At 67.3% G+C, this 23343-nt stretch carries 19 protein-coding genes; 11 read left to right on the top strand and 8 right to left on the bottom strand.

From position 1 onward, the window contains the following. Positions 1-258: 258 nt before the first annotated feature. Positions 259-1191 carry an alpha/beta fold hydrolase gene (locus BN1313_RS05190; RefSeq protein WP_091737387.1) on the top strand — a complete coding sequence of 311 codons (933 nt, stop codon included), beginning with the start codon at positions 259-261 and terminating at the stop codon, positions 1189-1191. 138 nt (positions 1192-1329) lie between these two features. Continuing rightward, positions 1330-2850 (top strand): MDR family MFS transporter, encoded by a 1521-nt coding sequence (locus BN1313_RS05185; protein WP_091737384.1) that lies wholly within the window; start codon positions 1330-1332, stop codon positions 2848-2850. On the opposite strand, the gene BN1313_RS05180 is transcribed toward BN1313_RS05185, so the two are convergent. Next, positions 2807-3706 (bottom strand): LysR family transcriptional regulator, encoded by a 900-nt coding sequence (locus BN1313_RS05180; RefSeq protein WP_091737381.1) that lies wholly within the window; start codon positions 3704-3706, stop codon positions 2807-2809. The two genes, BN1313_RS05185 and BN1313_RS05180, sit on opposite strands and share 44 nt — an antisense overlap. A 97-nt stretch (positions 3707-3803) precedes the next feature. Here BN1313_RS05180 and ilvD point away from each other — a divergent pair, with 97 nt between their 5' ends. Both ilvD and BN1313_RS05170 read left to right on the top strand, forming a co-directional pair. Next, a complete protein-coding gene (ilvD, locus tag BN1313_RS05175; RefSeq protein ID WP_091737378.1) occupies positions 3804-5657 on the top strand; it encodes a dihydroxy-acid dehydratase in 1854 nt (617 codons plus the stop codon). A gap of 4 nt (positions 5658-5661) precedes the next feature. Continuing rightward, positions 5662-6756: an NADH:flavin oxidoreductase/NADH oxidase gene (locus BN1313_RS05170; RefSeq protein ID WP_091737374.1), complete on the top strand. Its 1095-nt coding sequence runs from the start codon at positions 5662-5664 to the stop codon at positions 6754-6756. A gap of 4 nt (positions 6757-6760) precedes the next feature. Here the strand turns inward: BN1313_RS05170 and BN1313_RS05165 are convergent, their stop codons facing one another. The 6 genes from BN1313_RS05165 to BN1313_RS05140 form a co-directional block, all read right to left on the bottom strand. Further along, positions 6761-7528: a putative quinol monooxygenase gene (locus BN1313_RS05165; RefSeq protein ID WP_176695896.1), complete on the bottom strand. Its 768-nt coding sequence runs from the start codon at positions 7526-7528 to the stop codon at positions 6761-6763. Between the two features lie 87 nt (positions 7529-7615). Then, the gene (locus BN1313_RS05160) at positions 7616-8374 is read right to left on the bottom strand and encodes an antibiotic biosynthesis monooxygenase (protein ID WP_141653071.1); all 759 of its coding nucleotides are present in this window, start codon (positions 8372-8374) and stop codon (positions 7616-7618) included. A gap of 91 nt (positions 8375-8465) precedes the next feature. Then, complete coding sequence (locus BN1313_RS05155) at positions 8466-11915, bottom strand: pyruvate carboxylase (RefSeq protein WP_091737365.1); 3450 nt, start codon at positions 11913-11915, stop codon at positions 8466-8468. A 279-nt stretch (positions 11916-12194) separates the two neighbouring features. Beyond that, the gene (gene dmpG / locus BN1313_RS05150; RefSeq protein ID WP_091737362.1) at positions 12195-13229 is read right to left on the bottom strand and encodes a 4-hydroxy-2-oxovalerate aldolase; all 1035 of its coding nucleotides are present in this window, start codon (positions 13227-13229) and stop codon (positions 12195-12197) included. Next, the gene (locus tag BN1313_RS05145; protein WP_091737359.1) at positions 13226-14170 is read right to left on the bottom strand and encodes an acetaldehyde dehydrogenase (acetylating); all 945 of its coding nucleotides are present in this window, start codon (positions 14168-14170) and stop codon (positions 13226-13228) included. The genes dmpG and BN1313_RS05145 overlap by 4 nt, the downstream gene beginning before the upstream one ends. 2 nt (positions 14171-14172) lie before the next feature. After that, positions 14173-14958, bottom strand: a complete 786-nt coding sequence (locus BN1313_RS05140; protein WP_091737356.1) for a 2-keto-4-pentenoate hydratase — start codon at positions 14956-14958, stop codon at positions 14173-14175. Between the two features lie 135 nt (positions 14959-15093). Here BN1313_RS05140 and BN1313_RS05135 point away from each other — a divergent pair, with 135 nt between their 5' ends. Next, positions 15094-15846 (top strand): IclR family transcriptional regulator, encoded by a 753-nt coding sequence (locus BN1313_RS05135; RefSeq protein ID WP_091737353.1) that lies wholly within the window; start codon positions 15094-15096, stop codon positions 15844-15846. After that, positions 15843-16100, top strand: coding sequence for a thioredoxin domain-containing protein (locus BN1313_RS16700; RefSeq protein WP_218054311.1), 258 nt, complete (start codon positions 15843-15845; stop codon positions 16098-16100). The genes BN1313_RS05135 and BN1313_RS16700 overlap by 4 nt, the downstream gene beginning before the upstream one ends. Before the next feature lie 338 nt (positions 16101-16438). Here the strand turns inward: BN1313_RS16700 and BN1313_RS05125 are convergent, their stop codons facing one another. After that, on the bottom strand, positions 16439-16921 hold the full coding sequence (locus BN1313_RS05125) for a low affinity iron permease family protein (protein ID WP_091737347.1): 483 nt from the start codon (positions 16919-16921) through the stop codon (positions 16439-16441). A 130-nt stretch (positions 16922-17051) separates the two neighbouring features. Here BN1313_RS05125 and BN1313_RS05120 point away from each other — a divergent pair, with 130 nt between their 5' ends. The 5 genes from BN1313_RS05120 (at position 17052) to BN1313_RS05100 (ending at position 23341) form a co-directional block, all read left to right on the top strand. Further along, on the top strand, positions 17052-17546 hold the full coding sequence (locus BN1313_RS05120; RefSeq protein ID WP_091737343.1) for a chemotaxis protein CheW: 495 nt from the start codon (positions 17052-17054) through the stop codon (positions 17544-17546). Beyond that, complete coding sequence (locus tag BN1313_RS05115) at positions 17543-18958, top strand: CheR family methyltransferase (RefSeq protein WP_245620100.1); 1416 nt, start codon at positions 17543-17545, stop codon at positions 18956-18958. Before BN1313_RS05120 ends, BN1313_RS05115 begins: the two co-directional genes overlap by 4 nt. Before the next feature lie 68 nt (positions 18959-19026). Continuing rightward, a complete protein-coding gene (locus BN1313_RS05110; RefSeq protein ID WP_091737340.1) occupies positions 19027-19515 on the top strand; it encodes a chemotaxis protein CheW in 489 nt (162 codons plus the stop codon). 33 nt (positions 19516-19548) lie between these two features. After that, positions 19549-21216: a methyl-accepting chemotaxis protein gene (locus BN1313_RS05105; RefSeq protein WP_218054310.1), complete on the top strand. Its 1668-nt coding sequence runs from the start codon at positions 19549-19551 to the stop codon at positions 21214-21216. A gap of 7 nt (positions 21217-21223) precedes the next feature. Continuing rightward, positions 21224-23341, top strand: a complete 2118-nt coding sequence (locus tag BN1313_RS05100) for a hybrid sensor histidine kinase/response regulator (protein WP_091737338.1) — start codon at positions 21224-21226, stop codon at positions 23339-23341. Positions 23342-23343 lie beyond the last annotated feature (2 nt).

Here is a 23343-nt window from a genome sequence, read left to right as displayed (position 1 = left end):
TAGACTGACGCACGACAGACGGCTTTCAGTCCGGCTCGCCTGACGACGCCGCTCAATAAGAGTGAATCTCACTTGCGCGGGCGGCTGGTCTGACGCTACTGCGATGGCTCGTGTCTCCACGACTTTCGCGCGCGGACAAGTCCAGCGGTCGAAGTCAGCCTCGGGGAGCCGCCGGGACACGAGAAGATAAGGTGGACGCCTAGGGACCGAACCTCGGATCCGCTGGAGCGATCCACGACATTTCAAAGGGAGGCCGTCATGGCGTTGACTGAACAATCCACGGGCAAGGACATCCAGACGAAGCGCTGGAAGCTGCACTACAACGAAGCCGGCGAAGGTTATCCGGTGATCATGCTGCACGGCACGGGTCCGGGCGCGACCGGCTGGTCGAACTTCAGCCGCAACGTCGAAGGCCTGTCGGGCAAGTACCGCATGATCGCCCTGGACAGCCCGGGCTGGGGCGGTTCGGACATCGTCGACGGCACTTTCGAAAACCGTTTTATGATCAACGCGGAAGCGGTGAAGCTGCTGATGGACGAACTCGGCCTCGAAAAGGCGGCCCTGGTCGGCAACTCGATGGGCGGCGCCGCCACCCTGCAGTTCTGCGCCTCCTATCCGGAACGCCTGTCGCACATGATCACCATGGGCGCCGGCTTCTCGCCTTCGCCGAACATCTTCGTGCCGGGCGGCCTGACTGAAGGCATCCGCATTATCGTCGAAACCTACAAGAACCCGACGCCGGAGAACTTCCGCCGCCTGGTTTCGATCATGGTCTATGACTCGGCCTTCGTGACTGACGAACTGTGCAAGATGCGTTCGGACAACGCGCTGAAGAGCCAGGCCAACCTCGACAACTGGCTGAAGAGCTTCGGCCCGAAGTTCGCCCCCGGCATGCCGACGCACGAACTGCAAGCGCGTCTGGCCGCCTACAAGGGCCCGTCGCTGTTCGTCCATGGCCGCGACGACCGCGTCGTGCCGATGGAAGGCTCCATGCGTCTGGTCAGCCTTGTCGAGAACTCGGCGCTGCACATCTTCAACAAGTGCGGCCACTGGGCTCAGATCGAACACGCCGAAGCCTTCAACGCCCTGATCGACGGCTTCCTGCAAGCCAACGGCGTGACGCCCTCGGGCGGCGCTGGCTCGGTCGGCGCGCCGGTGACCGGCTCCAAGGAAAAGGCGTGGGGCGGCTAAGCCTTAGCCAAACCTAGCTAGCACCTCAGCGGAAGGGCGGCTCGAAAGAGCCGCCCTTTTTGCTGCGATCAACCAGGCCATCGCTTGACCGCCGCGGCGACAGTTCTATTCTAAGATATATCTTAAGAGACCTATTGCATGTCTATCGCCGACGCGCCCACACCCACGCCCGCCAAACTCCGGACCGTCCTGGCGGGGTTGATCCTGGCGATGGTGCTAGCGGCGCTGGACCAAAGCATCGTCAACACGGCCCTGCCCCGCATGGCGGCCGACCTGGGCGGCCTTAACCACCTGTCGTGGGTGGTCACAGCCTTCATGCTCGTCTCGACGGTCGTGACGCCGCTCTACGGCAAGTTCAGCGACATGTTCGGCCGCCGCCGGCTGTTCGGCATCAGCATTCTGGTGTTCCTGGCCGGCTCAATGCTCTGCGGCCTGGCCCAGACGATGCCCCAACTCATCGGCTTCCGCGCCCTCCAAGGCTTGGGCGCCGGCGGCCTCATGGTCCTGTCCCAGACCGTGATCGCCGACATGGTCAGCCCACGCGAACGCGGCCGCTACCAGGGGCTCTTCACCGGCGCCATGGCGGTGGCCAGCGTCTCCGGGCCCCTGATCGGCGGCGGTCTGACTCAGGCTCTATCCTGGCGCTGGGTGTTTTACGTCAACCTGCCGCTGGGCCTGCTGGCGCTGGCGCTGATCATGGCCGGCGTGCCCAAGCGCGTCGGGGCCCAGGTGTCCCACGTGATCGATGTCGCCGGCGCCGTGTTGCTGGCGATCACCGCGACTTCGGCCCTGCTGCTGTTCAGCCTCGCGGGTTCGACCATTCCCTGGAGATCGCCCCAGGCGCTGGCGCTGGCGGCGACGGCCATCGTTGGCGGCGCCCTGTTCCTGCGCCAGGAAGCCCGCGCCCGTGAGCCGATCATCCAGTTGTCGCTGTTTAAGATCCGGAGCTTCGCCATCGGCGTCTTCGCCACCGGCTGCATGGGCTTTGCGATGATGGGCGCCGTGACCTTCCTGCCCCTCTACTTCCAGCTGGTGTTGGGCATGCAGCCGGCGGCCACCGGCCTGATGCTGTTGCCGCAGATCGGCATGATGTTGATTAGCTCGGTGATCGGCGGCCAGCTCACCTCCCGCTTCGGCAAGATCAAGCCGTTCCTGGTCGGCGGCGTCCTCCTGGAGGTCGTGGGCCTCGCTGGCATCGGCCTATTCGCCAACGCCGGCGCGCCGGCCTGGACGTTTCTCGGCGCTCTAGGCGTGTTGGGACTGGGAATGGGCGTCGCCATGCCGAACGCCACCGTCGTCGTCCAGAACGCCGCGCCGCGGGAGTCCATGGGCGTAGCCACCGCCAGCCTGGCGTTCATCCGCTCGCTAGGCGCTGTGAGCGGCGTGGCCGTGTCGGGCGGCCTGATCGGCATGCGCCTGAAGTCGGGTCTGTCGCATCTGTCCGGCGTTGTCGATGTGCAGGCAATCATGGAGGGCGGCGCCACCCGTCTCGGCGATCTGCCGCCTGAGGTTCACGCCCAGGTGTCGGAGGCGTACCGCCACGCGATCGCCGGCTGCTTCATCAGCGGGGCGTTCGTGATGTTCATCGCCTTCTGCCTGGTGTCGTCCCTGAAGGTCACCCTGGCGCCGAGGCCAGTTCGAGGAACCGTCGCAGCGTAGGGGTCGTGTCCGCCCTGCGCGAGACCAGCCCGGTCTCCAGCATCGGAGCCTGGCCTTCCAACGGCAGGTAAACGACGCCCGCGCGCGCCAGATTGCGCATCGAGGCCGGGACGAAGGCGACGCCCATGCCGGCGGAGACCAGGGCGATGATCGTCTGCATCTGGATCGCCTCCTGCGCGATCCGCACCTGCGCCCCATGCGCGGCGTAGTAGCCCGTGACCAGGTCGTGGAAGCCCGGCGCGCTGCGCCAGGGAAAAATAATCAAGGGCGCCGCCAGCATGGACGCGACCGGCAGACGTCCTTCTGCGGCGGGCAAGCGTCCGTCTTCAATCCAGACCTCGGGCGCTGCGGCGACAAGCGGTTCGACCAGCAAGCGACGATAGTCGAGGGTGGCGGGCGGACCGCCGGCAGGGGGGATGATCACACCAGCCATCCCCTCGCCGCGGGTGAGCGCCGCGATCTGCACGTCGCTGGTGGCCTCCGTCAGCGCGATTTCGACCTCCGGGTAAAGGGCGGCGTAACGGCGCACGAGATCGGGCAGGACGCTGTAATCGGCGGTCGAGACGAAGGACAGGTCGAGCCGACCCGCTTCGCCGTCGCGCAGGCGTCGCGCGCCGTCGGGCAGCCGCTCGACGGCCTCCAGAGCGGCGCGCACCTGCGGAAGCCAGTCTGCGCCAAAGGCCGTGAGCGCCACGCTGCGGCGGGTGCGGGCGAAGAGGTCCGCGCCCAACTCGCGCTCAAGCGCTTGGATCGATTGGCTTAGCGGCGGCTGAGTCATGCCGAGCGTCTGTGCGGCGCGGCCGAAATGCAGCGTGTCAGCGACCGCTACGAAATGGCGGAGTTGGCGAACGTCCATGGAGATATATCTTCAGCGACCTAATCAACCCTCAATAATATATTTCTCTCGTCGGCTGAAGCGCGGTAGCAACCGAAGCCTTCCGGAGACCAAGACCATGCCTGCCTATCGCTCCCGCACGACCACCCACGGCCGCAACATGGCCGGCGCCCGTGGCCTCTGGCGCGCCACCGGCATGAAGGACTCCGATTTCGGCAAACCCATCATTGCGGTGGTCAACAGCTTCACCCAGTTCGTGCCGGGTCACGTCCACCTGAAGGATCTGGGCCAACTGGTCGCTCGCGAGATCGAAGCGGCCGGGGGCGTGGCCAAGGAGTTCAACACCATCGCCGTCGACGACGGCATCGCCATGGGCCACGACGGGATGCTCTATTCCCTGCCCAGCCGCGAACTGATCGCCGACAGCGTCGAATACATGGTCAACGCCCACTGCGCCGACGCCATGGTCTGCATCTCCAACTGCGACAAGATCACGCCGGGGATGCTGATGGCGGCCATGCGGATCAACATCCCGGTCGTCTTTGTCTCCGGCGGGCCTATGGAGGCCGGCAAGGTCCTGGTGAAGGGCGCCGTGCGCAAGGTTGACCTGATCGACGCGATGATCGTCGCCGCGGACGACAGCTATTCCGACGCTGAGGTCGCCTCGATCGAGCGTTCGGCCTGCCCGACCTGCGGCTCCTGCTCGGGCATGTTCACCGCCAATTCGATGAACTGCCTGACCGAGGCGCTCGGTCTGTCGCTGCCGGGCAATGGTTCGACGCTCGCCACCCACGCCGACCGCGAGCGCCTGTTCAAGGAAGCCGGCCATTTGATCGTCGACCTGGCGCATCGCTGGTACGAGCAGGACGACGTCAGCGCCACGCCGCGCGGCATCGCAACGCGCGAGGCCTTCGAGAACGCCATGAGCCTGGACATCGCCATGGGCGGCTCGACCAACACGGTTCTGCACCTGTTGGCCGCGGCCCAGGAGGGCGGCGTCGACTTCGCCATGTCGGACATCGACCGGCTGTCGCGCCAGGTGCCCTGCCTATGCAAGGTCGCCCCGGCCAAGAACGACGTCCACATGGAGGACGTCCACCGCGCCGGGGGCGTCATGTCGATCCTGGGGCAGCTTGAGCGGGGCGGCCTCATCGACACCACCCTACCCACGGTCCATGCGGCGACCATGGCGGACGCGCTGGCCCGCTGGGACATCAGCCGGACCAACAGCGAGGAAGTGCGTCAATTCTTCCGCGCCGCGCCCGGCGGCGTGCCGACCCAGGTCGCCTTCAGCCAGGCCTCGCGCTGGGAAGAGCTGGACACCGACCGCGTGGGCGGCGTCATCCGTTCTGTCGAGACGCCCTTCTCCAAGGATGGCGGCCTGGCGGTGCTCTACGGCAACCTCGCCCCGGAAGGCTGCATCGTGAAGACCGCGGGGGTCGACGACTCGAACCTGCTCTTCAACGGTCAGGCCCGGGTCTATGAAAGTCAGGACGCCGCCGTCGCCGGCATCCTGACCGGCGAGGTCGTCGAAGGCGATGTCGTGCTGATCCGCTACGAAGGCCCCAAGGGCGGGCCGGGCATGCAGGAGATGCTCTATCCGACGAGCTATCTGAAATCGAAGGGCCTGGGAAAGGCCTGCGCCCTGGTCACCGACGGACGCTTCTCCGGTGGGACCTCCGGCCTCTCTATCGGCCACGTTTCGCCTGAGGCGGCGGAGGGTGGCCTGATCGCCCTTGTGGAGACGGGCGACCCTATCCTGATCGACATCCCAAACCGCATCATCAGCGTCGAGGTGTCGGACGCGGTCTTCGCCGAGCGGCGCGCAGCCATGGAGGCCAAAGGCGCCGCCGCCTGGAAGCCCGCCGTCCATCGCGACCGTAAGGTCTCGCCCGCGCTGCGCGCCTACGCCGCCATGACCACCAATGCGGCGCGCGGCGCAGTCCGCGACGTCAGCCAACTGGAGCGCTAAACCTATGGCCGCCCTTTTCACGCCGTTGACCATCGGCGACCTGACCCTTGCCAATCGCATCGTCATTCCGCCGATGTGCCAGTACTCGGCCGAGGACGGATCGGCCACGAGTTGGCATATGATCCATCTGGGCCAACTCGCGCTCTCCGGCGCCGGCATGCTGACCATCGAAGCGACCGCGGTCGAGGCGGAAGGCCGCATCACCTATGGGGACCTTGGTCTCTATTCCGACGCCAATGAGGCGGCGCTGGGCCGGACGCTCGAGGAGATCCGCCGCTGGTCTCAGATGCCGATCGCAATCCAACTGGCCCACGCCGGCCGCAAGGCCTCGTCTGACCTGCCGTGGCTGGGCGGGGCGCAGATCCCCGCAGCGCACGCCAATGGCTGGCAGACCGTCGCTCCCTCCAGCCTCGCCTTCACGCCGGACCATCACCCGCCGCACGCTTTGGACCGCGATGGGATGACCCGTGTGCGCGACGCGTTCGTCCTTGCCGCCCAGCGGGCCAAGCGCATCGGCATCGACGCCATCCAGTTGCATGGCGCCCATGGATATCTGCTGCACAGCTTCCTTTCGCCAATCTCCAATCATCGCAATGATGAGTACGGCGGCGACATCGAAGGCCGCATGCGCTTCCCGCTGGAGGTGTTCGACGCGGTCCGCCAGGCCTTTGACGGTCCAGTGATGATCCGTATCTCCTCGACGGACTGGGTCGAGGGCGGCTGGACGCTGGACGACAGCCTCGTCTTCGCCCAACGGCTGAAGGCTATCGGCTGCGACGCCATCGACTGCTCGAGCGGCGGCTCGGCCGCGCCAGGCCAGGCGAAGATGACCATCGCGCCAGGCTATCAGGTGCCGTTCGCCCGGGCGCTGCGCCACCAGGCGGGCATCAAGACGGGCGCGGTCGGCATGATCCTCGACTTCGACCAGGCAGAATCCATCGTGGCCCTCGGGGACGCCGACTTCGTCAGCGTCGGCCGTGGCATGCTCTACGACCCGCACTGGCCTTGGCATGCCGCCGCCCACTTCGGCGCCACTGTGAAGGCGCCGCCGCAGTACCTGCGCGCACAGACCCGGCCAGGGCATCAGATCCTGGCCTAAGGACTCACATCATCAGCATGGAGCCGCGCCAACCGAGCGGCTCCGGCTGGAAGACGCCGGCGATCTGCTGGTAGCGCGTGTGATTGTAGAACTCGAAGCCGGTGTCGCCGTAACGGCGGGCGATCGGCGAGGGCGCGGCCGAGGGCGGGGGGCCGCGGCGCTGGCGGACGCGGTCGAGCCAGTGCAGGTCGTAGGTTTCCGCGTCGGTCCACAGCTCGATGAGCGCGATATTCTCCGGATAATCGAGGCTGCGAAAAAACTCGAAATGCTCGCACCCGCGTTCGGCGCGGGTTCTGGCCGCGTTCTGCAGACGCGGTGAGATATCCGCCTCGGTATCTGCGGTCATCTGGATCACGATGCGGATCTTGCTCCAGATCGGCCAACGAACCGACAGTGGTCGCTCGTCCTCGTCGATCGCCTGCCAGAATGAGCGCTCAGCGCTGAAGCGACTGTGCCGGTAGAACTCCAACCCGCTGGTCCCGTAGGCTCGTGGGCTCTCCGCCAAGCCGTTGTGGTGCGGCGCTTGGCACGCCTCCAGGATCTGGGACACGGAGGGACCAAGATCGGTTCGCTGAACCGACGCCCAGGCCGCATCCCAGGCCGCCGGACTTGTCCAACGCTCGAGATGCAGGAGGTTGTCGTTGAATTCGATGCTCCGGTGATCCTCCGCCTGGATACAGCCCGGCTGGTCGCGCATATGCGCGCTGAGCGCCTGGAGGACGGCGACATCCTTATCGCTGTTGGTCTGCAAGACGACACGTATGACGGCCATGACTTCCCTCCCCATTCTTCTTCAGAGGAGTGTCCGTCGCTGCGCCCTGCAGCGCAAGGCGCGCGCCGGCGCTCGGGACGGCCGACCTTAGTAGGCCAAGGTGGCGGCCCGCAGCCCCGGCGTCTCCGGTGTGAAAACCCCTGCGCGGAGAATGTACCGGCAGGCGTTGTAGAACTCGAACCGCGACGCCTCGAAGGTTGCGGCGCTGAACGGCCCAACGCCTGACGCCCGCCGCGTTATCAGGCGGTTCATCCAGTGCAGATCGAAGATCTGCGGATCAGCCCAAAGCTCGATAACCACGGTGTTCTCGGCGTGGTCTAGGCTGCGGAAATGCTCGAACTGGCGGCAGCCGACCTCGGCCCTGGCCGCGGCGGCGCCTTTCAGTCGCGGGCCAATGTCGGCGGTCGGGTCGCTCTTGGCCTGAATGACGATGCGTACGGCGCTCCACGCCGGCCAGCGGATCGAACTGGCCCGATCAGCCGGGTCTATCGCCTCCCAGCCGCCATCGGCGAAGTCGAATAGCGCATGGCGATAGAGTTCGAGCCCATCCTGCCCGGTCTCTCGCGGAGAGGCTGGGTGACCAAGTTGAAACGGCGCCTCGACGGCTTGCCAGACCGCGACGGCCTCCGACCCGAGGTCTGACCTGCGCAGCGAACTCCAGGCGGCGTCCCAGGCGGCGGGGCTTTCCCAGAGCTCGAGGTGGGTCAGGTGAGCGTCGAACTCAATGCTGCGGAAATCCTCCGCCTGCAGGCAACCGGGCTGCGCGCGCATATGCGCGCTCATCGCCCGCAGGACCGGCAAGTGGTCCGCATCGCTGGTTTGGAAAAGCTGCCGTAGGGCCGCCATCATCGCTCTCCTGCCGGCCGCGTCGCGCGTGGGCTGTCCCCTCAGTCTTCACCGCCGCGCTGGTCAGACGCAAGGCCGCGCTCGACGCAGATCAAGCCAGTTCGATCAAGAGGTCCTTTGGCTCGACGACGTCGCCGGGATGCACGAGGATCGCTTTCACCACGCCGCCGTTCGGGGCGTAGATCTGGGCCTCCATCTTCATCGCCTCGATGGTCAGCAGGACGTCGCCGGCGGCGATCTCCTGGCCTTCCTTGATGGCGAGCGTCGAGATGATGCCCGGCATGGGCGCCGGCACATGGCGGTCATTGGTCTCGTCGGCCTTGCGGCGGGTCGGTGTCTTGGTCACCGCGCCGCGGTTCGGCACCTTGATCGTGCGGGGCTGACCGTTCAGCTCGAAGAAGACCCGGACATTGCCCTCAGCGTCCATGTCGCCGATCGCCTGCAGGCGGACGACCAGCGTCTTGCCGGCCTCCAGCTCGATGGAAAGCTCCTGGCCGACGGTCATGCCGTAGAAGAAGACCGGCGTCGGCAACACCTGAACGGGGCCGTATTTGCGAAGCGCCGAGCGGAAGGCGGTGAAGACCTGCGGGTACATCAGATAGGCGGCGAACTCGCGTTCGGTGATCGCCCTGCCGGCGCGATTGGCGCCCTCGACTCGGGCGGTCTCCAGGTCCAGCGGCGCCAGCAGCGCGCCGGGCCGAACCGTGATCGGCGTCTCGCCCTTCAGCGCCTTCTTCTGCAGGTCCTTGGGCCAGCCGCCGGGAGGTTGGCCGAGGTCGCCGCGCAGCATCTCGACGACCGAGACCGGGAAGGCGATGTCCTTCGCCGGGTCGAGCACGTCGGCCGGCGTCAGGTCCTGGCTGACCATCATCAGGGCCATGTCGCCGACGACCTTGGACGAGGGCGTCACCTTGACGATGTCGCCGAAGAGATCGTTCGCCTGGCGATAGGCGACGGCGACCTCTGGCCAGCGATTGTCGAGGCCCAGGCTGCGCGCCTGCTCCTGCAGGTTGGTGAACTGGCCGCCGGGCATTTCGTGGAGATAGACTTCAGAGGCGCCCGAGCGCAGGTCGCTTTCAAAGGCGGCGTACTGCGGGCGAACCGCATCCCAATAGTCGGCGATGCCGCGAATCGAAGCGCCCGATAGTTCGGTGTCGCGGTCGCTGTGGCGCAGGGCCTCGACGATAGAGCCAAGGCAGGGCTGGGCGGTCGCGCCCGACATCGGGTCCATGGCCGCATCGAAGGCGTCGACGCCGGCCTCGACCGCGGCCAGCACCGTCGCGGCCGACAGGCCCGAGGTGTCGTGGGTGTGCAGGTGGATCGGCAGGCCGACCTCCTGCTTCAGCGCTGTGATCAGCGCCGTCGCGGCCTTGGGCTTCAAAAGGCCCGCCATGTCCTTGATCGCCAGGATGTGGCAGCCGGCGGCTTCCAGCTGCTTGGCCATGTCGACGTAGTAGGCCAGGCTGTACTTCGTCCGGCTGGGATCGAAGATATCGCCGGTGTAGCAGATGGCGCCCTCGGCGATCGCGCCGGTTTCAACCACGGCGTCGATGGCGACGCGCATGTTCTCGACCCAGTTGAAGCAGTCGAAAATCCGGAAAAGGTCGACGCCGTTCTCGGCGGCCTGGCGGATGAAGTGCTGGACCACATTGTCGGGATAGTTGGTGTAGCCAACGCCATTGGCGCCACGCAGCAGCATTTGCAGCAGCAGGTTCGGGGTGCGTTCGCGAAGCTTCGCCAGCCGGTCCCAGGGGTCTTCCGACAGAAAGCGCATGGCGACGTCGAAGGTCGCCCCGCCCCAGCACTCCAGCGACAGCAGGTTGGGCAAGCCGTCGTTGTAGGCGCCGGCGACGGCGACGATGTCATGGGTGCGCATGCGCGTGGCGATCAGCGACTGGTGCGCGTCGCGCATGGTGGTGTCGGTCACCAGCGGCCGCGTCTGGGCCAACATCCAATCGGCGAAGCCCTTAGGGCCAAGTTCGGTCAGCAGCGGCTTCGCGGCCTTCGGCGCGACCGAAGGCGTGAACTTCGGCGGCACGGCCGCGCGCGCGCGGGGCGAGGGCTTGGGCCGGTCGCGAGTCTCCGGATGGCCGTTGATGGTGACATCAGCGATGTAGGTGAGGAGACGAGTGGCCCGGTCGCGGCGGCGGCGCAGCTGCAGCAACTCCGGTGTCTCGTCGACGAAGCTCGTGGTGTAGTCCCCGGACCTGAACTTCGGGTGGCTCAGCAGCTCCTCAAGGAACGGCAGGTTCGTCGCCACCCCCCGGATACGATACTCCCGCAGCGCCCGGTCCATGCGGGCGATGGTCTCTTCCGGCGTCGGCGCCCAGGCGGTGATTTTCTCCAGCAGCGGGTCGTAGAACCGCGTGACCACGGCCCCTGAATAGGCGGTGCCGCCGTCCACGCGGATGCCGAAGCCGAAGGCGCCGCGGAAGGCGGTGATCCGGCCATAGTCCGGGATGAAGTTGTTCTCAGGGTTCTCGGTGGTGATCCGGCACTGCAGCGCGTGGCCATCGACACGGATCTTGTCCTGCGTCGGGATGCCGGTTTCTTCGGGCACGCCGATGCGGCCGCCTTCGGCGATGCGGATCTGCGCCTTGACGATGTCGAGGCCGGTGACGACCTCGGTCACCGTGTGCTCGACCTGGACGCGCGGATTGACCTCGATGAAGTAGAAGGCGCCCGTGTCGCGATCGACCAGGAACTCGACGGTGCCGGCGCCGCGGTAGTTGGTGGCGCGGCAGATCTTCAGGGCCGCCTCGCACAGGGCGTCGCGGGTCTCGACCGGCAGGTACGGCGCCGGCGCACGCTCGATGATCTTCTGGCGGCGACGCTGGACCGAGCAGTCGCGCTCATAAAGGTGGACAAGGTTGCCGTGGCTGTCGCCGAGGATCTGGACCTCGATGTGGTGGGCGCGGCGGACCAGCTTTTCGAAATAGACCTCGTCCTTGCCGAAGGCCGAACGCGCCTCGCGCTTGGCGCTTTCTACCGTGGCGATCAGGGCGCTGGCGTCCTCGATCGGCCGCATGCCACGGCCACCGCCGCCCCACGACGCCTTCAGCATCACGGGATAGCCGATCTCCTCAGCCAGGTTCTTGATGGTCTCCGGATCGTCCGGCAGCGGCGCGGTGGCCGGCATCACCGGCGCACCGCAGGAGATGGCGAGGTTGCGGGCCGAGACCTTGTTGCCAAGGTCGCGCATAGTCTGAGGCGAGGGGCCGATGAAGACGATGCCGGCGGCGGCGCAGGCCTCGGCGAACTCCGGGCTCTCCGACAGGAAGCCATAGCCCGGATGGATGGCGTCGACCTTGGCGGCCTTGGCGACCGCGATCAGCTCGTCAATGGCCAGATAGGCTTCGATCGGGCCCTTGCCGTGGCCGATCTCATAGGCCTCGTCCGCCTTGAAGCGATGCAGGGACAGCTTGTCCTGCTCGGCGTAGACAGCGACGGTGGTGATGCCCAGTTCGGTCGCGGCGCGAAAGACGCGGATCGCGATCTCCGAGCGATTGGCGACCATGATCCGGCGGAAGTGAGCAGTCATCGCAGGCAGCCGTTCTTGAGGCGCCCGTCAGATCGGCGTGGCTCGACCGGCGGCTCTTGGCGTCCGCTCAGTTTCTAAACCAGCACGGCCCCCGACAGGCCTGGGTTGGTCAAAATTCACGTCAGTGGCGCGGCCCGAAATACGCAGGTCGACGGCGGACTTGCTCTCCACCAATCGGCTTGCCTGCGCAAGTCACCGGACGACACGCTGGGGCAAAGAAAAGCCGCCTGGGCCGGCTCAAACCGGCCCAGGCGGCAAATCCTGCCCGAAAAGCGCGGTTTAGGCGCTTTCGGTCTCGTTCTTCTTTAGCATGTCGAGCGCCACGTCGACGATCATGTCTTCCTGACCGCCGACCATGCGACGACGGCCCAGCTCGATGAGGATCGTGCGGGTGTCGAGGCCGTAGCGCTCCGCGGCGCGCTCGGCGTGACGCAGGAAGCTCGAGTAGACACCGGCGTAGCCGAGACTGAGAGTCTCGCGGTCCACCCGGACCGGACGGTCCTGCAGCGGGCGCACCAGTTCCTCGGCGGCGTCCATCAGCTTGAAGAGGTCGGTGCCATGGTTCCAGCCGTAGACGTCGGCGGCGGCGATGAACACTTCGAGCGGCGCGTTGCCCGCGCCCGCCCCCATGCCGGCCAGCGACGCATCGACCCGCACCGCGCCGCCTTGGACGGCGGCGATGGAGTTGGCGACGCCCAGGCTCAGGTTGTGGTGAGCGTGGATGCCGCGCTGGGTCTCAGGCTTCAGGACCTTGTCGTAGGCGGCGAGGCGCGCGGAAACGTCGTCCATGGTCATCGCGCCACCGGAGTCGGTGACGTAGACGCAGTGGGCGCCATAGCTTTCCATCAGCAGAGCCTGCTGGGCCAGCGCTTCCGGCGGGCTCATGTGGCTCATCATCAGGAAGCCTGCGACGTCCATGCCGAGGCCGCGGGCGGCTTCGATGTGCTGCTTGGCGACGTCGGCCTCGGTGCAGTGCGTCGCGATGCGGACCGAACGGACGCCCAGTTGATAGGCGTGCTTCAGGTCGTGCACCGTGCCGATGCCCGGCAGGAGCAGGGTGGTGAGGACGGCGTTCTCAAGAACATCGGCCACCGCCTCGATCCATTCCCAGTCGGTATGGGCGCCGAAGCCGTAGTTGAACGAGGAGCCGGCCAGGCCGTCGCCGTGGGCGACTTCGATGGCGTCCACCTTGGCCTCGTCGAGGGCCTTGGCGATCGTGCGAACGTGGTCGAGGCTGTACTGGTGGCGAATGGCGTGCATGCCATCGCGCAGGGTCACGTCCTGGATGTAGAGCTTGCCAGTGGGAACGGTCATGCCGCCAACTCCTTAGTGCGCGTCACGATCCGCTCAGCGGTCTTCAACGCGGCCGATGTCATGATGTCGAGGTTGCCGGCGTAGGCTGGCAGGTAGTGGGCGGCGCCCTCGACTTCGAGGAACACCGAGACCTTCAGGCCTGGGAAGCTTTCGTCCAGCTCCGGAATGAACAGTCCCTCGTTGTCGCTGAAACGCTCGAACTGCACCTTCTGCTTCAGGCGATAGCCTGGAACGAAGGTCTTCACCTCCTCGACCATCTCAAGGATCGACTTCTCGATGGCCGCTTCATCCGCTTCCGGACCGCAGAGGCAATAGACGGTGTCGCGCATGATCAGCGGCGGCTCGGCGGGGTTCAGGATGATGATCGCCTTGCCGTGACGCGCGCCGCCGACCTTTTCAATGGCCAGCGATGTGGTCTCAGTGAACTCGTCGATGTTGGCCCGGGTGCCCGGGCCCGCCGACTTGGATGAAATCGACGCAACGATCTCGCCGAAGATCACGGGCGAGACGCGGTTGACCGCGGCCACAATCGGGATCGTCGCCTGGCCGCCGCAGGTGACCATGTTCACGTTCGGCTCGTCGAGGTTGGCTTCGCCGTTCACCGCCGGGATCGTGTAGGGCCCGATGGCCGCCGGCGTCAGGTCGATCATGCGCTTGCCATATTGGCGCGCGACCGCGTCGTGCTTCTTATGGGCGCCCGCCGAGGTGGCGTCGAAGATGATCTGGATGTCCGCGAACTCAGGCATCTTGACCAAGCCATCGATGCCTTCGTGCGTGGTCGGCACGCCCATGCGGGCGGCGCGGGCCAGGCCGTCGGAGTTGGGGTCGACGCCGACCATGGCGCCCATCTCGAGCACCTTGGACAGCCGCATCACCTTGATCATCAGGTCGGTGCCGATATTGCCCGACCCGATAATGGCGACTTTCACCTTATCAGTCATTGTCATGCTTCCCGAAAATTGAAACCAACTGAGCCCAAACCGCCGACTTGTGCGCGGACATGGATCCCAGGCTTAAGATCGACCATCGGGCCAAGAGCCCCGGTGAGGACCACGTCGCCGGCGCGGAGCGGTTCGCCCGCCTGCGCCAGGGTCTTGGCGAGCCAGGCCGCCGAGATCAGGGGATGGCCGAGACAGGCCGCGCCGACGCCCATCGACACCACGGAGCCATCGAACTCCATGATCATGCCGCAGGTGAGAAGGTCGAGGCCGCTCAGCGACTTGGGCTCACGGCCCAGGACATAATAGGCGGACGAGCCGTTATCGGCGACGGTGTCGGCGAAGGTGATCTTCCAGTCGGCGATGCGGCTGTCGACGATCTCCAGGGCCGGCACGGCGTATTCCACAGCGCGCAGCAGCTCGCCATAGCCGACGTCAGGGCTGTCGAGATCGCGGCCGAGCACCAGGGCGACCTCGGCCTCGACGCGGCCCTTGATCAGGCTCGAGGTGGCCAGCGTTCCGCCGTCCGGCACTTCCATGTCGGCGAAGAGCACGCCGAAGTCCGGCTGGTCGACGCCGAGCTGCGTCTGGACGGCCTTGGCGGTGAGGCCGATCTTGCGGCCGACGATGCGGCGGCCTTGCTTGACCCAATGTTGCGTGTTCAGGCGCTGCACGGCGTAAGCGCCGTCGGCGTCGCCTGGCTCCAGGCCATCGCGCATCGGCGGCACAGGCGTTCCGCCGTAGGCGCCGCGCAAGCGCTCGGCGAGCGCGTTGTAGTCAGGTTTGGACATCCGTGACCCTTTTCTCTCCCTGCGCGGGTTTTCGAGACCCGCTGCTTATGGATGCGGAACCTATTCCATATGCGGCGCGGGACAACGGCCCAGGAAGTTGATATTCTCACATTGTGAGAAAGATGGAGCGCGGCCATGGCGACACCCCCCGCCCGAAGCCTGCTTAAGGCGCTTGAGCTTATGGAGCTCGCCGTCAACCGCGGTGATCGGGCGATCGACGAGATCGCTGAAGAGGCGGGCCTGCCTCCCGCCACGGCGCACAGGCTGATGACGACGCTGGTTCAAGCCGGCTACATGCTGCGCGAGAAGCCGGGCAGCTATCTGCCCGGCGCGCGCCTGATCGAACTCGGCCGCAGCCTCGACGAGCGCGCGGTGCTGGCGCACCTGGGACGGCCTGCGCTGAAGGTGTTGGCCAAGGCCTGCGGGCAAACGGCGCACCTGGGCGTCTTGGACGGCGATATGGTCACCTACCTCGCCAAGGAGGCCGGCGGCGCCGATCCCCTGTTCACCCGCGAAGGCATGCAGCTGGAGGCCTATTGCTCGGGGATCGGCAAGGTCCTGCTAGCCCAACTGCCTGCGGAGGATCTGCAGGCCTACCTCTCCGGCGACCCCTTTGTCAGCCTGACCCCGCACACCATCATCGATCCCCAGGTTCTGAAGACCCAGCTGGTCCAGGTGCGCAAGGAAGGTTTCGCCCTCGACGACCGCGAGATCTTCGAGACCCTCAAGTGCATCGCCGCCCCCGTACGCGGCTGGGGTGGCCGCATTGTCGCAGCGCTTTCGGTATCCGCTCCCATCGCTCGCTTCGACGAGGCCTTTGAGGCGCGCGCGCGCGCGGCGTTGACCGAAGCTGCAAGCGCCATTCAGGCGCGACTTGCGCCAGCTTGAGAGCAACCATCGCCCAGGCGGCCTTGCGCCGCGATATCACCCGCGTCTCCGAGCAGCGCCAGGCGCTGCCGGATGGTCCTGTGATCGAGACGGATTATCGCTTCAAGGAGGTCAACGGCCAGGACGTCGGCCTGCTCGACCGGTTCGGCGACAAGGGCGCGCTGGTCACCTATTCGGATGTACGGGCCCGAGCGCGAGCGGCCGTGTCCGATGTGCACAAACGTGCTCGGCGCGCTGAACGGCGACGGCGCTGATATCAAGCAACGCGTCGCCCTGAGATCCTGGGCCGCAGTCCTGTCGAACAGCAGTTGGCCTTCGCCCGCGAAAGCGGCTGGCGCGACCTCGATTTCGTCCAGACAGTCGGCGACATCTTTCCGAACGGCCTGAGCCTGTCGCCCCAAGGCGTCGGAGAATGCCCGGCCCTGGTGATCGTCAAGCGCGACGGCGCGCGCGCGGTTTTTCTGGGCCGGCGAGATGAGCGGCGAAATGGCCGATCCCGGCCAGGATGCGCGCGGCCCGATCGACTTGGGCACGGTGTGGAACCTGCTGGACCTGACCCCGGAGGGCCGCGGGACCGACCGGTATCCCAAACTCAGCTACTCGCGGACGGACTGCGGGTCCCGGGCTTGGCACGCGCCTTGGCCCGCCGCGGCGCGCGGGGCCTTTCGGAGGCCGCCTCTTCGCGCGCACGCTTTTCCTCAGCGGTCCGCGCCAGCAACGCGTGGCTGGCCATCGCGGCGGCCCGGCAACGGGCGTGCAAGGCGTCGAGCTCCTTGTTCGAAAGCTTCTCGATCCCAACGAACTCGTTTTCGGCGTCGGAGGTCAGGATCAGTTCGTCCAGCTTGGTCTGCACCGCCTCGCTATCGCGGTTCTGGGTGTTCTGGATCAGGAAAACCATCAGAAAGGTGATGATGGTCGTCGAGGTGTTGATGACGAGTTGCCAAGTCTCGGAGAACTTAAAGATCGGGCCGGTGGCGGCCCAGAGCAGGACCATGGCGACGCAGATCAGGAAGGCGGCGGGGCTCCCCGTGGCCTTGGCGGTCGCGCTGGCGAACCGTGTGAAGAACTTTTCCATGGCGGACCTTCGGCTCGATGGGCGTCTGGGCGGCCCTGCTAGACCTTAGCCGACGATTTAGGGTCCGGCGCAAACCTTCCCACGATCCCGCCGGTCTTGGCGCGCGCGACGGGATGGTGTTGGTAGACGCATGATCGCGCCGACCGGACCGTTTCTGATCTTCCGCCTGGAGGAGTCGCTGTTCGCCCTGCCCGCCGCCGCCGTGGCCGAGATCCTGCCGCTGGCGATCCTCGATCGCCCGGTCGGGTCTCCTGCGGTGCTGGCCGGGTTTCTCAACCTGGGTGGCGAACCCCTGGCCGTCGCTGACCTCGGGGCCCTGGTGGGCCAGGCCGGGAAGGACGACCCGCAGGACGTCTACCGCCACATCCTGCACTTGGCCGAAGGCGGCCTGGGCCTGCTCGTCGATCGTGTCACCGACCTCACCACGACCGCCGACAGCGCCTCAGCGGCGGCGCCCGCGGAGAGCGTAAATGGCCTGATCACGGCGCGTCTGACAATCGGCGGACGGATGGTGAGCCTGCTCGATCCGCAAGGGCTCTTGCTGGAAGAGGAACGCCTGCGCCTGGCCGAATTGGCGGAGGCCGCGCGCGCCCGCATCGCTGACGCCGCGTCCGCGCAAGCGTGAGACGATCTGAGGCCGCACCCCCGCCGCCTGATGCGTTGGAGACCCTGAAGCGGCAGGTCATCAGCCGCACGGGCCACTTCTACTACGCCGACAAGGACGATCTCCTGTGGGAACGCGCGCGTCGACGGATGCGCGCGACCGGCGAGACCACCCTGCCCGGCTATCTGCGGCGACTGGAGACCGAGCCTGGCGAATGGGCCGCTCTCGAGGCCGAGATCACCATCGGTGAGACCTTCTTCTTCCGCTACGCCGAGCAGTTCGAGGCCCTGCGCGAGACTATCCTGCCCGAGATTTTCGGGCGCCGCGCAGGCGAGAAGCGGGTGCGGATCCTGAGCGCCGGCTGCGCCACCGGCGCGGAGCCCTATTCCCTGGCGATCCTCATCGACCAGATGTTGGGCGAAGCGCGCGCCGACTGGCGGGTCTCGATCCTCGGCGTGGACATCAACGAGACCTTTCTCGCCGCAGCGCGCCGCGCCGAATATGGCCGCTGGGCGACCCGCACACTGACCGACGGCGAGCGCGAGGCTTGGTTCACCCCGGGGCCGGGACCTGAGAAGTGGAGCCTGAAACGCAAGCATCGCATCGCCGCGCGCTTTCAGTATCTGAACCTGATGGACCTGCTCAGTCCGGCGCCGCCGCTGGAGCTGACGGATTACGACCTGATCCTGTGCCGCAACGTCCTGATCTATTTCCACCCGGACACGGTGCTGGCCATCGCCCAGGCCCTGACCGAGCGGCTAACGCCGGAGGGCTGGCTTTTGGTCGGCCACGCCGAGCCAAACTCGGGCTTCGACCGCTTCGCCCAGGCGACCCACCTGCCCCACGTCACCGCCTACCGGCCCCTGACCGCGCCGCAGATCGAGGCGATCGAACAGGCGCCTGCGCCTTCGGACGTCTTCCATGGCCTGGCCGAGAAAGCCGTGGCCTGGGAGCCGGCCGCGCCCATCGCGCCCATGCCCGGCCGGCCGACCGCCCCCGCCGCCGCTGCGCCGGCCGCGGCGGAGCCGCCCAGCCACGAGGGCGTCGCCCAGATTCGCGCGAGGGCGGACTTGGGCGACCTGGAAGGCGCGCTGAAGGCGACCGCGGCGGCGCTTAAAGCGGCGCCGGACGACCCCGTTCTGCGCTATTACGAGGGCGTTCTGTCCAAGGGCTTGGACTTGCCCGACGCCGCAGAGGCGGCGCTGCGCAAGACGCTCTATTTGGATGACGGGTTCGCGCTCGCGCACATGCAGCTCGGCCTATTGCGGATAGAGCGCGGTCAGCTCGCCGCCGGCCGCCGCTCGCTGGCGACTGCGGCCAGGCTTTCGGGAACTTTTCCAGCCGACGCGCCTTTACCTGAGGGGGCAGGGATGACCGCGCAGGATCTGCGCGACATTGCACGCCTTTACCTAGACCGCGACGGCGGGCTTTGAAGTTGAGGGTGGGCGGGGCTTTGACGACAGGACGCCGCGCAAGCGCTGAACCGGGGGAGCTCAAGCCCATGGGCCCCACCCCGCTAGGCTTCCGGGTTCTGTCGGAACGCACCCGACGCCTGGCCGGGCGCAGTGACCTTGTCCCCGAAGCCGACCAAACGCCCACCGCCGTCCTGATGATCTGCGTCGTCGCCGGCGGCCTCTACGGCCTCCCGCTGGAGGCTGTCACCCGTGCCCGGCCCTATCGCCGCGCCGGCGCGGCGCCCGGCGCGCGCGGGGGCGTCATCGGCCTCGCCGTCGAGGATGGCAGGATCCGCCCCGTGGCCGACCTCGCCGCCCGTCTCGGCCTGGCTGAAGCCGCCCCCACGGATGGCGGCTATCTTCTGACGCTGGCCCACCACGACCTCGCCCTGCGCACCATGACCTTGCCCGAAGCGGGCCAGGTTGAGCTGCTGGACACCGCCGACGGCCCCCGTGGCCGGGTGCTGGATGGCGCGCACGCTTCAAAGATCATTGTCCGCCTCAACGTCGACGATCTCGTCGCCGCCCACGCCTAAAAATCCGCCTCAAGGATTGGGAGCCTTCAGCCCGTGACCATCGCCAACCGCATCCTCACGGGCTTCGCCGCCGCCGCCGTCCTGATGGTGGCGCTGGGGCTCTTCGGCCTCATGCAGATCGGCTCAGTGCGCAACGACGCCAACATCATCGTCGCCCGCGACGTCAGCTTTGTGAAACAGGCCGCCTCAGCGCGCGTCGCGCGCTTCGAGATGCAGGTGGCGGGCGAGCAGGCTTACACCCAAGGCGCGTTGCGCGCTTCCGGGCGTGCGGGCGATCCGCGGCCGTTGATCCTGACCTGGCGAGCCAAGGGCGCGGAGGCCCAGCAGATCCTCGACCGGACGGCGCAGTTGGCCGCCGAATACGAACAGTCGGCCATCGACCCGGACCGCGGCCGGCTTTGGGCCAGCATCCGCCAGCGGCTGGAGACCTCCCGGGGCAACCTGCAAAGCCTGCGCACAGGCGGCGAGACCTTCTACCAGGCGCTGGAGCGCGGCGACGTGGATGAGGCCACCCGTATCCGTGGCGAACTGGCCGGCTCGCGCGATTCCTTCGCCGACGACATGGCCGCCGTCAGCACCGCCATGGACCAGATGATCGCGCTGGGCCGCGTCCGGGTGGACCGCGCCTACGCCGTGAGCCGCTACTCCACCTTCGGCGGCCTGCTGGTGGCGATGATCGTGGCGCTGAGCGTGGCCCTGTTCGTCCGTCGCTCAATCGTCGGGCCGCTCGAGCAGTTCATGGCGTTCGTCGACCGTGTCGGCCGGGGCGACCTGTCCGGCCAGCCGGCCCGCGTGAGCAAGGACGAGATCGGCCAGCTGGGCGCCAACCTCAACCGCATGGTCGAAGGCCTCAAGGAATTGGCGCGCCGCAACCGCGAGGCCACCGAGAATCTGAACGCCGCGGCCGCCGAGATCCGCGCCTCGACCCAGGAGCAAGCCGCCAGCGTCGAGGAACAGCTGGCCGCCGTGCAGGAGACAGCCGCCACGGTCGACGAGATCACCCATTCCGGCGCCCAAATCGGCAAGCGCGCCCAGGAGGTCATCGCCTCAGCCCAGGCCGCCGCGCAGACCAGCCAGGAAGGCCTGCGGGCTGTCGACGAAACCGCGCGCGCCATGGGTTCGATCGGCGACCAAGCCGAGGCCGTGGCCGAGAACATCGTCGCGCTCAGCGAAAAGACCCAAGCGATCGGCGACATCATCGCCACCGTCAACGACATCTCGGAGCGCTCGCACCTGCTCGCCCTGAACGCGGCGATCGAGGCCGCGGCGGCGGGCGAGAACGGCCGCAGCTTCGCGGTCGTCGCGTCGGAAATGAAGATGCTGGCAGACCAGGCGAAGGACGCCACCAGCCAGGTGCGCGCGATCCTCGGCGACATCCAGCGAGGCATCAACGCCTCGGTGATGCTGACCGAGGAGGCGGTGAAGCGCGTGGGCGCCGGCCGCGAGCGGATCGACGTGACGCAAAGGACGATCACCGAGATCACCGGCCGCGTCCAGGAAGGCGTGCAGACTTTCCAGCAGATCGTCGCCTCCACCAACCAGCAACAGCTGGGCATCGAGCAGGTGATGGGCGCGCTGCAAAACATACGTCAGGCCAGCCAGCAGACGGCCGCCGGCACCCGCCAACTCGACGAGGCGGCCGGCAACCTGACCAGCCTGTCACAGGACCTGTTGGCGCTGGCCGACCGCTATCGGATCTGATTGCGCCGTGGCCGATATCCGCGCCCAGTTGCGGGCGGCCTTTGAGGTCGAGCACCGCGAGCATCTGGAGGCCATCCGGCGCGCCTTGGGGGAGCCCGGCTCCGCGGATCTGCGGGAAATATTCCGGCGCGCGCACAGCCTGAAGGGCGCCGCCCGCGCCGTGGATATGCCCGTTGTAGAGAGTCTCGCGCACGAGTTGGAGGAACGGCTGTCCGGCTTCGTCGATTCCGGCGCAAGCTCCGCCGAGGCGCTCAGTCCGGCGATCGTGCGACTCCTGCACGATGGTCTCGACGCCATCGAGGCGGAGGTCGCGGGCGTGTCGCCGCTTCCGGGCGAATCCGAGCCTGCAGGCGACGAAGACGATGATGATGGCCCGCGCGAGGCCGACCGGCCGCACGAGTACCTGCGCATCGAAAGCGAGGCGGTCCTCGACCTCTCGCGAGCCATGCAGCAACTGAGTGGCGACCTGCAGGGCCGCGACACCGAACTGTCGGCGCTACGGCGGCTCAGGGCCGATCTGCGGCGGATCGCCCCCGCGGGGCGCGCGGTCCAGCGCCGCGGCGCCCAGCGGATCGATCTCGACCAGGCGCTCCGGACGCTGGAGCGCGAGCTATCCGGCCTGATCCAGAACCATGTGCGGGCGAGTTGGGCGCTTGAGCGCAGCGCCACCGACCTGCGCGAAGGCATTGAGCAGGTGTCCTTCGCCGAGGCCGAAAGCCACTTCGGCGACCTCGGCCGCATGATCCGCGATCTAGCCCGCGACCAAGGGGTTGAGGTGGACGTCCGCGTCGAGGGGCTGGATACCCGCGCGGAGCGCCGTGTCCTGCAGGCGCTGCGCGATCCCGTCATTCATCTGCTGCGAAACGCGCTAAGCCACGGCGCTGAGTCCGCGGCGACGCGTCGCGCGGCCGGCAAGCCTGAAGCGCTGCACATCCGGCTGTCGATCACAGCCCAGGCTGGACAGCTGATCGTACGGATTCGCGATGATGGTCCGGGCCCCGACATCGCCCGTATCCGCGCCGCCGCCGAGGCGCGTGGCCTGTTCGGCGACCGCGCGCCCGACACCGCGCCGCCGACGCCGGAGGAGGTGCTGTCAGCGGCCTTCGAACCGGGCGTCTCGGCCAGCGAAGCCGTGGACCGACTGTCCGGCCGCGGCATGGGCCTCTCCGTGGTGCAGGAAGCGGTGCGAAAGCTGGGCGGGTCCGTCCGCCTGGAGCGGCGACGCCCGGTCGGCGCGCGGGTCGTCCTCTCGGCGCCGCTCTCGACCGCCCGCCATAGCATCGTTCTGGTCGAGGCCGACGGCGCCGCCTACGGCCTGCCCAGCCATGGGGTTCGCAGATTGCTTCGCCTGTCGGCCGACCGGGTGGAGACGGTTGGCGGCGCGCCGGCCGTACGGCTCCAGGAAGATGAGATCGAGGTCATCGCCCCGCTGGCCCCGTTGTCGGCGCTGCTGGGCGGCGCGACCGAGATTCATGCGTTGGGCGGCCATATTAGCGCGCTCCTGCTGGCGCGCGGCGACCGGCGCCTCGCGCTCGCGATCGACCACGCCCACGACGTCCGCGAGATCGTGGTGCGCACCGTCGACGGGCTTGGCCTCGACCGCGGCTTGGCCCTGGGCGCTGCGGTGCTGGAAGACGAGGCTGCGACGATTATCCTCAATCCCGACGGCTTGATGGACGCGTGGCTGCGTCGTGAGCGCGCCCAAGCCGGCGCCGGGATCGGTCTGGTCGCCCAAACCTCGACGTCCGACGCCCATGTACGCACCGTGCTGGTGGTCGACGATTCTTTCACCACCCGAACCCTCGAAAAAAGCATCCTCGAGGCCCAGGGCTACCGCGTCCTGCTGGCCGTGGACGGGGTCGATGCGCTGGGCGCGCTGCGGTCAGGCGAAGCAATTGTCGATCTGGTGGTCGCCGACATCGAAATGCCCAAGATGGACGGCTTCTCCCTGCTTCAGGCCATCAAGGCCGACGCTGGCCTGGCCGCCATTCCGGTCATCCTCATGACCTCGCGCAACGACCCTGAAGACATTCGGCGCGGCATGGATCTGGGCGCGGAGGCCTACATCACCAAGCAGAAGTTCGATCAGCGCGAACTCCTCGCCACCATCGGCCGGGTGCTCTGAAA

Origin of the sequence: Phenylobacterium immobile (ATCC 35973) (assembly GCF_001375595.1) — a bacterium.
In the GTDB taxonomy this organism is placed as follows: domain Bacteria; phylum Pseudomonadota; class Alphaproteobacteria; order Caulobacterales; family Caulobacteraceae; genus Phenylobacterium; species Phenylobacterium immobile.
The sequence above is the reverse complement of the archived record's forward strand: the minus strand, read 5'-3'. Positions and strand labels throughout refer to the sequence as shown.

Bases quoted from the DNA above. Each gene is read 5' to 3' on its own strand.
- BN1313_RS05190 (WP_091737387.1), top strand. From the start codon at position 259: ATGGCGTTGACTGAACAATCCACGGGCAAGGACATCCAGACGAAGCGC.
- BN1313_RS05185 (WP_091737384.1), top strand. From the start codon at position 1,330: ATGTCTATCGCCGACGCGCCCACACCCACGCCCGCCAAACTCCGGACC.
- BN1313_RS05180 (WP_091737381.1), bottom strand. From the start codon at position 3,706: ATGGACGTTCGCCAACTCCGCCATTTCGTAGCGGTCGCTGACACGCTG.
- ilvD (WP_091737378.1), top strand. From the start codon at position 3,804: ATGCCTGCCTATCGCTCCCGCACGACCACCCACGGCCGCAACATGGCC.
- BN1313_RS05170 (WP_091737374.1), top strand. From the start codon at position 5,662: ATGGCCGCCCTTTTCACGCCGTTGACCATCGGCGACCTGACCCTTGCC.
- BN1313_RS05165 (WP_176695896.1), bottom strand. From the start codon at position 7,528: ATGGCCGTCATACGTGTCGTCTTGCAGACCAACAGCGATAAGGATGTC.
- BN1313_RS05160 (WP_141653071.1), bottom strand. From the start codon at position 8,374: ATGGCGGCCCTACGGCAGCTTTTCCAAACCAGCGATGCGGACCACTTG.
- BN1313_RS05155 (WP_091737365.1), bottom strand. From the start codon at position 11,915: ATGACTGCTCACTTCCGCCGGATCATGGTCGCCAATCGCTCGGAGATC.
- dmpG (WP_091737362.1), bottom strand. From the start codon at position 13,229: ATGACCGTTCCCACTGGCAAGCTCTACATCCAGGACGTGACCCTGCGC.
- BN1313_RS05145 (WP_091737359.1), bottom strand. From the start codon at position 14,170: ATGACTGATAAGGTGAAAGTCGCCATTATCGGGTCGGGCAATATCGGC.
- BN1313_RS05140 (WP_091737356.1), bottom strand. From the start codon at position 14,958: ATGTCCAAACCTGACTACAACGCGCTCGCCGAGCGCTTGCGCGGCGCC.
- BN1313_RS05135 (WP_091737353.1), top strand. From the start codon at position 15,094: ATGGCGACACCCCCCGCCCGAAGCCTGCTTAAGGCGCTTGAGCTTATG.
- BN1313_RS05125 (WP_091737347.1), bottom strand. From the start codon at position 16,921: ATGGAAAAGTTCTTCACACGGTTCGCCAGCGCGACCGCCAAGGCCACG.
- BN1313_RS05120 (WP_091737343.1), top strand. From the start codon at position 17,052: ATGATCGCGCCGACCGGACCGTTTCTGATCTTCCGCCTGGAGGAGTCG.
- BN1313_RS05110 (WP_091737340.1), top strand. From the start codon at position 19,027: ATGGGCCCCACCCCGCTAGGCTTCCGGGTTCTGTCGGAACGCACCCGA.